The sequence below is a fragment of the Acinetobacter sp. WCHA39 genome (assembly GCF_002165385.1).
GTDB lineage: Bacteria > Pseudomonadota > Gammaproteobacteria > Pseudomonadales > Moraxellaceae > Acinetobacter.
In genome coordinates, this window is record NZ_NHRP01000061.1 from 1 (window position 1) to 7,207 (window position 7,207).

General features: G+C 33.3%; 9 protein-coding genes. 3 read left to right on the plus strand and 6 right to left on the minus strand.

Features of this window, described 5'->3' with window-relative positions:
- The first annotated feature begins 266 nt into the window (after window positions 1–266).
- Window positions 267–1,190: a replication initiation protein RepM gene (gene repM / locus CDG56_RS16280; protein ID WP_087548422.1), complete on the plus strand. Its 924-nt coding sequence runs from the start codon at window positions 267–269 to the stop codon at window positions 1,188–1,190.
- 65 nt (window positions 1,191–1,255) lie between these two features.
- Window positions 1,256–1,810 carry a plasmid replication DNA-binding protein gene (locus tag CDG56_RS16285; RefSeq protein ID WP_087548423.1) on the plus strand — a complete coding sequence of 185 codons (555 nt, stop codon included), beginning with the start codon at window positions 1,256–1,258 and terminating at the stop codon, window positions 1,808–1,810.
- Between the two features lie 255 nt (window positions 1,811–2,065).
- Here CDG56_RS16285 and CDG56_RS16290 read toward each other — a convergent pair whose 3' ends face one another.
- From CDG56_RS16290 to CDG56_RS16310, 5 genes are all read right to left on the minus strand, one after another.
- On the minus strand, window positions 2,066–3,280 hold the full coding sequence (locus CDG56_RS16290; protein WP_087548424.1) for a YcaO-like family protein: 1,215 nt from the start codon (window positions 3,278–3,280) through the stop codon (window positions 2,066–2,068).
- A complete protein-coding gene (locus tag CDG56_RS17510) occupies window positions 3,281–4,066 on the minus strand; it encodes a hypothetical protein (RefSeq protein WP_171295178.1) in 786 nt (261 codons plus the stop codon).
- Between the two features lie 675 nt (window positions 4,067–4,741).
- A complete protein-coding gene (locus tag CDG56_RS16300; RefSeq protein ID WP_087548425.1) occupies window positions 4,742–5,029 on the minus strand; it encodes a type II toxin-antitoxin system RelE family toxin in 288 nt (95 codons plus the stop codon).
- Window positions 5,019–5,267 carry a type II toxin-antitoxin system Phd/YefM family antitoxin gene (locus CDG56_RS16305; protein WP_087548426.1) on the minus strand — a complete coding sequence of 83 codons (249 nt, stop codon included), beginning with the start codon at window positions 5,265–5,267 and terminating at the stop codon, window positions 5,019–5,021. Before CDG56_RS16305 ends, CDG56_RS16300 begins: the two co-directional genes overlap by 11 nt.
- A 2-nt stretch (window positions 5,268–5,269) precedes the next feature.
- The gene (locus CDG56_RS16310; protein WP_087548427.1) at window positions 5,270–5,692 is read right to left on the minus strand and encodes a hypothetical protein; all 423 of its coding nucleotides are present in this window, start codon (window positions 5,690–5,692) and stop codon (window positions 5,270–5,272) included.
- Between the two features lie 220 nt (window positions 5,693–5,912).
- Between CDG56_RS16310 and CDG56_RS16315 the strand changes: the two genes are divergently transcribed.
- Window positions 5,913–6,920, plus strand: coding sequence for a DUF4917 family protein (locus tag CDG56_RS16315; RefSeq protein WP_087548428.1), 1,008 nt, complete (start codon window positions 5,913–5,915; stop codon window positions 6,918–6,920).
- Between the two features lie 47 nt (window positions 6,921–6,967).
- On the opposite strand, the gene CDG56_RS16320 is transcribed toward CDG56_RS16315, so the two are convergent.
- The gene (locus tag CDG56_RS16320; RefSeq protein ID WP_087548429.1) at window positions 6,968–7,189 is read right to left on the minus strand and encodes a hypothetical protein; all 222 of its coding nucleotides are present in this window, start codon (window positions 7,187–7,189) and stop codon (window positions 6,968–6,970) included.
- Window positions 7,190–7,207 lie beyond the last annotated feature (18 nt).

A 7,207-nucleotide genomic window follows, 5' to 3' on the forward strand; every position in this document is an offset into this window, starting at 1 on the left:
GAGCGTAGCGAAAACCAAGGGCAATTTTGACCAGATTAGGCTTTTAATTATTTTTAATAGTTTTTAATGCTTTTAGATCAGCTGAAAGCCTTTCACACCAATGGTTTTAGAGTTTATATCACTACGTTTATCGACCCATATCACTACGTTTATCGACCCATATCACTACGTTTATCGACCCATATCACTACGTTTATCGACCCTTTGACTACATAAATATTTGATGTAGTATTACTACATCAAATATTTATGTAGTAATAAGAATAATGAAAGACTTAATTGTCAAAGATAATGCTTTAATTAATGCTAGTTATAATCTCGACTTAGTTGAACAAAGGTTAGTTCTTCTAGCAATCATAGAAGCAAGACAAACAGGTAAAGGAATCAATGCTAATGATGCATTGGTAATTCATGCTTCGAGCTATATTGAAAATTTTGGAGTAGAGAAACACACTGCATATGCTGTTCTTAAGGAAGCAAGCAAAGTTTTATTTGATAGAAGATTTACTTACCAGTCTTTAACAGATAAAGGGAATGTCAAAACTACTCATAGTCGTTGGGTAAGTGAGATCAGTTACATTGATAATGAAGCATCAGTAAGTCTTATCTTTTCACCTGCTGTAGTTCCTTTAATTACAAGGTTAGAAGAAAGGTTTACAAGCTATGAGTTAAAGCAAGTCAGTCAATTGACAAGTAGATATGCAACTAGACTCTATGAATTACTAATTGCTTGGCGAACTACAGGCCAAACCCCCATATTTGAGATCACAGACTTTCGGAAACAACTTGGAATTGCTGAGGATGAATATATTAGATCTGATAATTTCAAGAGAAGAGTCTTAGATATAGCTATATCCCAAATAAATACGTTCACAGACATTAAGGTGAAATCTGAACAGCATAAAACTGGACGATCTATTTCAGGCTACAGTTTTTCTTTTAAATCAAAGACAACTGCCAAAACCTTAGCTAAACATAAGGGGGAACAGCTTGAGCTTGTAAGTAAGTTGACACCAAAACAAATTCAATTGTTCTCAAGTAAATTAGCATACAGCCCAAGTTTTTCCTCAAAATATAGTAAAGCAGGAGAAAGTTATGATGATTTCACAGACAGAATATCTAATGATTTAATGAACCCTACAAAAATCAAAGAATATGCATCATACCTGTCAGCTCTAGGTTTTAAGTAACCTTGTAAATTGACATTGTCAATTTAATAGTAAAGTATTAACCAAACATAAACTCAGTTTACAACATGAAAAAATTATCAGTTTCAGAATTAGCTAAGTTGTATGGATATTCAAGGCAAGCTATCTATGCACATATAAATAAAGGGAATTTATCAAAAGGTTCTGATGGTTTAATTGACTTTGTTGAAGCCTTAAGAGTATTTGGTGAACCACAAAAGAAAGATATTAATGTAAATCAAAGTCAATCAATTAACAGTCAAAATTTGACTGAAGTTGACTTATTAAAACGTCAAGTTGACATACTTGAAAAACAATTGAATCAAGCTTTACTTAGAGAAAATCAGTCATTAGAAAGAGAATCTTTCTACCAAGAACAGATTGAAGCTATGCAGCGCTTATTAGAAGCTCCTAAACCTAATATCACTACGTCTATAGACCCTGATATAGCACCATCTATCGACCCAAATACAAGTCGTGAGCAGAACACCACTAAATCAAAAGAAAATGAGGCAAAACCAGAACAAGAACTTCAAAACCCAAGGATTCCTATACCAGAACATATCGAGCCAGAACCTCAAAAAAGAGGCTTTCTGAGTCGCTTTTTCTTACCAAATGGTTAAGGCGATTGTTCAACTGAGCTAAACAAGAATATGGAACATTGATTAAAAAACATACGTGGAACGTGAATAGTCACGAAAAAGCCGTTCCAGTGCGCTGAACCCAAGAACGGCTTACTTTAAGATATTGATGTGAAAAGGAAAAGTTCAAGTATTTCGCATAAGGTGTATTATGTTAATTTTAGGGAGTCTTTATAATTAATAACATTGTGGATATTTATATAACTAATTACTATTAATAATAGAAAAATCTCTCCTTCATGGAAATGGATGAGGTAGCCCCAAACGGCTCTTCAAATTTATTTTACAATCATTTGTAACCATGTTTTCAGAAACTAAGAGGGGAAACATAGTTGATGAATAGCAACGTACGCAATGTAATACTCCATTCCAAGCTGTTGGAGTGATATCTAAAAATGCAACGTCATCTCCTAATTGTTGCAAGCTTTCAAATGAAAATGTTCCTATATTATTTGGTCTGTTCTTTAACTTGTTAGATTTGAGAGTAATATCAAGAAGCACTTGATCAATCAAATCACTTTTGGAAGGGTCTGCATAAAAATACATGCGATGATCAAGAGAATTAATCATTTCACCACTATGCTTCCATTTTAAGAATTGATCTGTTTGCCCTGCACTTGCTATCAATGTTTGAATTGTCTCTTGTACTGCTTTTCTAACAGCACCTTGCAATGTCATTGCTGAACCAGCTGCACATACAACATATGGATAGTTATAAGAACGGTTTTTAGCAAAGATTAATATTACAAAAAATGAAGAAAGTGTAGATATTTCAAGGCATGTTAAATCGTAATCGAGAGTATTTAAATATGCTACTTCTATAGCTGCTATATTTTGTAATTCATGTTGTTCGACAATATATGAACTCTTTTCATTATACCAATATTTCATAATTGAATGTCGTTCTAGGAATTCCGTAAAGCTTGCAAGCTTTGCGGATTCATAGCTAGTTCCGACAGCAACGCCATTAGTTGACGGATGCCAGCTACATTCCTCACTTCCTATGGGATAAGGTGCAAAAACATCGGCAATAGCTACATATTTCTTTTCTGTATTAAATACTTCTGTAAATTCAAGGAATAGGCTGTCAAAAGACCTTCCTCTCCCATTAAGAGGTGAATTTAGCTGAATCGAAAATTCAAAAATATCACTTGGATCGATTTCTAAACAATTAATAAATTTGTGTCCACCGAGTACCGCAGCAAGCGCAAACCTTTCTGCGGCCTCATATCTTGCTCTCGTCAATGCTGCTAATACGCTCCTATCTACAGCTACAGATATAGAAAAAATACCATTGGGACATAGGGGGTCATTAGATACTTCTTGTATTGCAAAATATAAATCGTTGGATAATTGAATTACACGATAGCTAGTTAGTGGAATAGTTTTAGGAAAGTTTTCAGGAACAGGAATTGAAAAACTATTACTTTCAATATTACTAGTTTTATTCAACTAACAACCTCCTCCACAGCAACAACAACAACAACAACAGCAGCAACCACCGCCACCGCCACCGCCACCGCCACCACCACCACCACCACCACCACCACCACCGCCACCACCACCACCACTTGAAACCTCATTATTAATAAAGAGTGTTTTAATGGCAGCAACAACAGGACTATCTTCAATGGTTGGTCGGATTGCCACGGTAGCCAAACGAGCTACAGAAAATAGATACTCAAATAGATCTTCTCCAATGCATTCGTTTCTTTCTAATACAGCATAAATATAATCTGCCTCAGATTCGCCGATCTGATTCGGGGATGTTAAGTAATTTAGTAATTCTCCTCCTATTTTCAATTTTTCATTTTTCATTACGCTAATCGAATGAGAGCGATCATGAGCAAGATCTCTATAAGCTGCTAAATTTTTCAAAAAATTTACAGACTTTATATCAATACTTGAAGAAGCAATTAGTCCCTCTTCAAGAGTATTAATATCTCTACCTAATTGTCTCTCAGGTTCATAAGGATCAAGTCCACAGCAGCAACATCCTGGTATATACTTGGTTGAATCAGATATTAAAGATGCTTCATTATGCCTTTTAATCAATTCATTAAATAAAGCTTTACTTAACTCTGGCTGAGTACGTAAATAATCATAAATTGTACGCAGATAGTCGACATTCTCAGCAAGGGCATACACTGACGTAAATATATCTACTAAATCAGATACAGCACTATGGTTTGTATAAGTTGGATCAGTTTCTATTTTTGCTATTATTATTGGAATCATGATAACTCCTTGATTAATAATCATTTTATAATTTAAATATATTTAAATTAACTTACATATTACATATCTCATCAATTGATAGAATAAATAATATTTTTTCAAATAAATAGACCTATGAAAAAAATTCTTTAGCAATTTAATATTAACCACTTAACATAATGGCGGTTATGCGAAACCATTCTCAATTATTTTAATTAAATCAATCATTTGTAAATTTTACATAATCCTAAAAAACACCAAAAAGCCGACACAGAAACAAGTCGGCTGCTTTTTAAGCACTTTTGTCACTTTTAGCCAATAAAATTGGTTAAAAAATATTCAAAAATCCAAATTTTCCTGATTTCTAAAGGCTCTCATTTCTGAAATTATCCCCATTTCCTGCGGACAATTCTTGGGATAATTTAAGGATATCTCCATGTACGTTCTGGCGTACAGGCATTCAAGAAAATCACCAATAGGCAGACACCATCAGATTGCATATTATGGCTTCATCGAAAACAGGATGTTCCACATAACAACAATAAGATCAGCGACAGGACGCGAGGGATGACAGGAGTTGACCCTAGTACCAAATACGAAAAACCCCGACAGGATGTCGGGGTTTTTTCATTTCGAATATGAGATTTTATGTTAAATAATAGGGGGATGATTAAATTTAATCATCCCCCTTAATACTCAAGATTGTCGTAAGTCTGCTGAATTATAGACAGCATTATTTTCACGTCTGCCTACAGCAATTACTAATACAACAACCTCATTATCTATAACCTCATAAACCAAACGATAGCCAATGCTACGAAGTTTGATTTTATATCGGTTAGAATGCCCTGATAGCTTATTCTTAGGGACTCTAGGATTCTCTAAGACCTTCATCAGTTTCTTTTTCAATGGCTGCTTAATACTGGGATTAAGCTTACTCCATTCTTCTAATGCTTCTTCTAAAAAGTCTAGCTCATAACTCATTTATATTTACTCGAATGCGTTTTTGGTTCACACGAGTATCTGCAATTTGATTAAGTTCTAAGTCTTCTAGCTGTTCAATCATAGTTTCGTATAGTTCAGCAGGGATACAGTAGAAAGCAGGTGTATTACGGTTGAGAATTGCAACAGCTTCTCCTTTACCTGCTAATACAGTATCCATAGGACTTTTCTTGAGTTCAGTAATACTTGCAGTCATTCGTGCATGGATTAGTTGAGTCATGATTACACCCTTATAGAGTTAATAGCTTGGAGTCTGGGTTGAAGCAGTACGACATGGTTCTCATGTTTTATCGTTTGAAATACTTCAATTAAATGTTTGAAATAATTTATTAAAATTATTTTTTTAGATAGTTTCTTTAATTTAAGGAAAGAGCTACTAAACTTATTTAAAACAATAAAAAATTGTCTTTTATTAATAGTCGGTCTATCAAGTACGCTAGTTAAAACTTCTAAAACTTTTTTTATACTTCTAATTTGCTTAATAGATTCTAGTTTTCGAAGTTTTTTTTCATCTAGCCCAAGTAATGTATCAAGCTCTACATCTATTTTATCAAACTCTAGATATAGCTTATCTAGTTCATCAGAATCTCTTTGCAGATCTTCTAATAAAGCATCAAGTTCTAGATCTTCTAATTCAGAATTCATATAACAATCCTCATTGTTAAATAAATCCTAGCATACTATTAGTGCTTTTAAAAGACTTTTAAAGGTGCTTTAATAAGTGCTTATATACTAGATATGCCACATGGTTTTGTCGAATTAAGAATATTTTGATCTACTATTAAGCTTTATAGATAGATGGTGATTTACTTAGATTATATTTTTACACTATTATTATAAAATCATTATTTTTCAATTAATTACTATGATTTTAACTTGGCAAGAAATTCTAGGCAAAGAATATGTTTGGGATAATTTACTATTGGGGAATGGTTTCAGTTGTAATATTTGGGAAAATTACTCCTATACTTCCTTACTCAATTTTTCTCAAGAAGAAATGATTGAGCCAATTTTAAAAAAATCGGTGTTAAAAATATTTAATGATCTGAAAACTACAAATTTTGAAGAAGTATTAAAAGCACTATTAACAACTGCACTTGTAAAAGAATCTTTAGGTGAGAACACTGAAGAAGTACTACAACTATATGACAATGTTAGGGAAAATCTTTTTAATACAGTGCATTCAACACATATTCCATTTTCTAAATTGAAAAAAGAAATTATTGGAAAAGAACTGACTAATTTTAGAAAAGTATTTACGACTTGTTATGACTTAATTCCTTACTGGAGCGTTTTTAATACTATCTCTTCTAACAAGCAAGTGGATTTTTTTTGGAGGAACAATACATTTGATTCTAGAAACGTAAATATTTTTTATCCAGCTCAAGTCACAGCCTTCTATTATTTACATGGTGCTTTACATCTTCAAACTAATCTTGCATCTGGCATTCATAAATTACTTGGTGCATCAGATAATTTGCCAGAAATTGATAGCTACAAATTTACTGAACTAAATACAGCTCTACCTTTGTTTATTACTGAAGGAACTAGTAAATATAAATTAAGTAAAATAGAATCAAATAGTTACTTGAATTTTTGTTATAAAGAACTATCAAAAATAAAAAATGGTTTGGTTGTAATAGGTCAAGGACTTGATCCCACTTATGATCAACATCTAGTCGATGCTATTGTCGCAAATGAAAAGTTGACGTATGTAGCAATATCTATTTATTCAGGTCTGCATCAAGATGAAAAGGAAAGACTTGTAAAATTTTTTGAAGCACGTTTATTGAGAAGAACACCTCAATTAGAATTATTTTTCTTTGAATCAGAGTCACATCCACTATGCTCTAAAGATGTAAAAGGAAATTGACATTCAGTAAGTTATCCTAAAATTAACATAATACGCCTTATACGAAGCTATGAATCCTTATCCTGTAAGGCATTCATAGCTCGCCACTTCATCATTAACACCTCATCTTCCTCCTCAAAGGTCGACTCACCTGAAGCAATCCGCTCAATCATCGCATCGACATACACTTGACTGGCATCAATCACATGCTGCTCAAACTCATGCTCCACGATCCCTTGCGTTGCCTTAAAAGCAGCTCGAATTCGATCTGCATCTACTGGATTTTTCATACTTGGCCACGCTGCTCT

Coding starts and splice junctions, on each gene's coding strand:
- CDG56_RS16305 (WP_087548426.1), bottom strand. CDS start 5,267: ATGACTCAACTAATCCATGCACGAATGACTGCAAGTATTACTGAACTC.
- CDG56_RS16320 (WP_087548429.1), bottom strand. CDS start 7,189: ATGAAAAATCCAGTAGATGCAGATCGAATTCGAGCTGCTTTTAAGGCA.
- CDG56_RS16285 (WP_087548423.1), top strand. CDS start 1,256: ATGAAAAAATTATCAGTTTCAGAATTAGCTAAGTTGTATGGATATTCA.
- CDG56_RS16310 (WP_087548427.1), bottom strand. CDS start 5,692: ATGAATTCTGAATTAGAAGATCTAGAACTTGATGCTTTATTAGAAGAT.
- CDG56_RS16315 (WP_087548428.1), top strand. CDS start 5,913: ATGATTTTAACTTGGCAAGAAATTCTAGGCAAAGAATATGTTTGGGAT.
- CDG56_RS16300 (WP_087548425.1), bottom strand. CDS start 5,029: ATGAGTTATGAGCTAGACTTTTTAGAAGAAGCATTAGAAGAATGGAGT.
- repM (WP_087548422.1), top strand. CDS start 267: ATGAAAGACTTAATTGTCAAAGATAATGCTTTAATTAATGCTAGTTAT.
- CDG56_RS17510 (WP_171295178.1), bottom strand. CDS start 4,066: ATGATTCCAATAATAATAGCAAAAATAGAAACTGATCCAACTTATACA.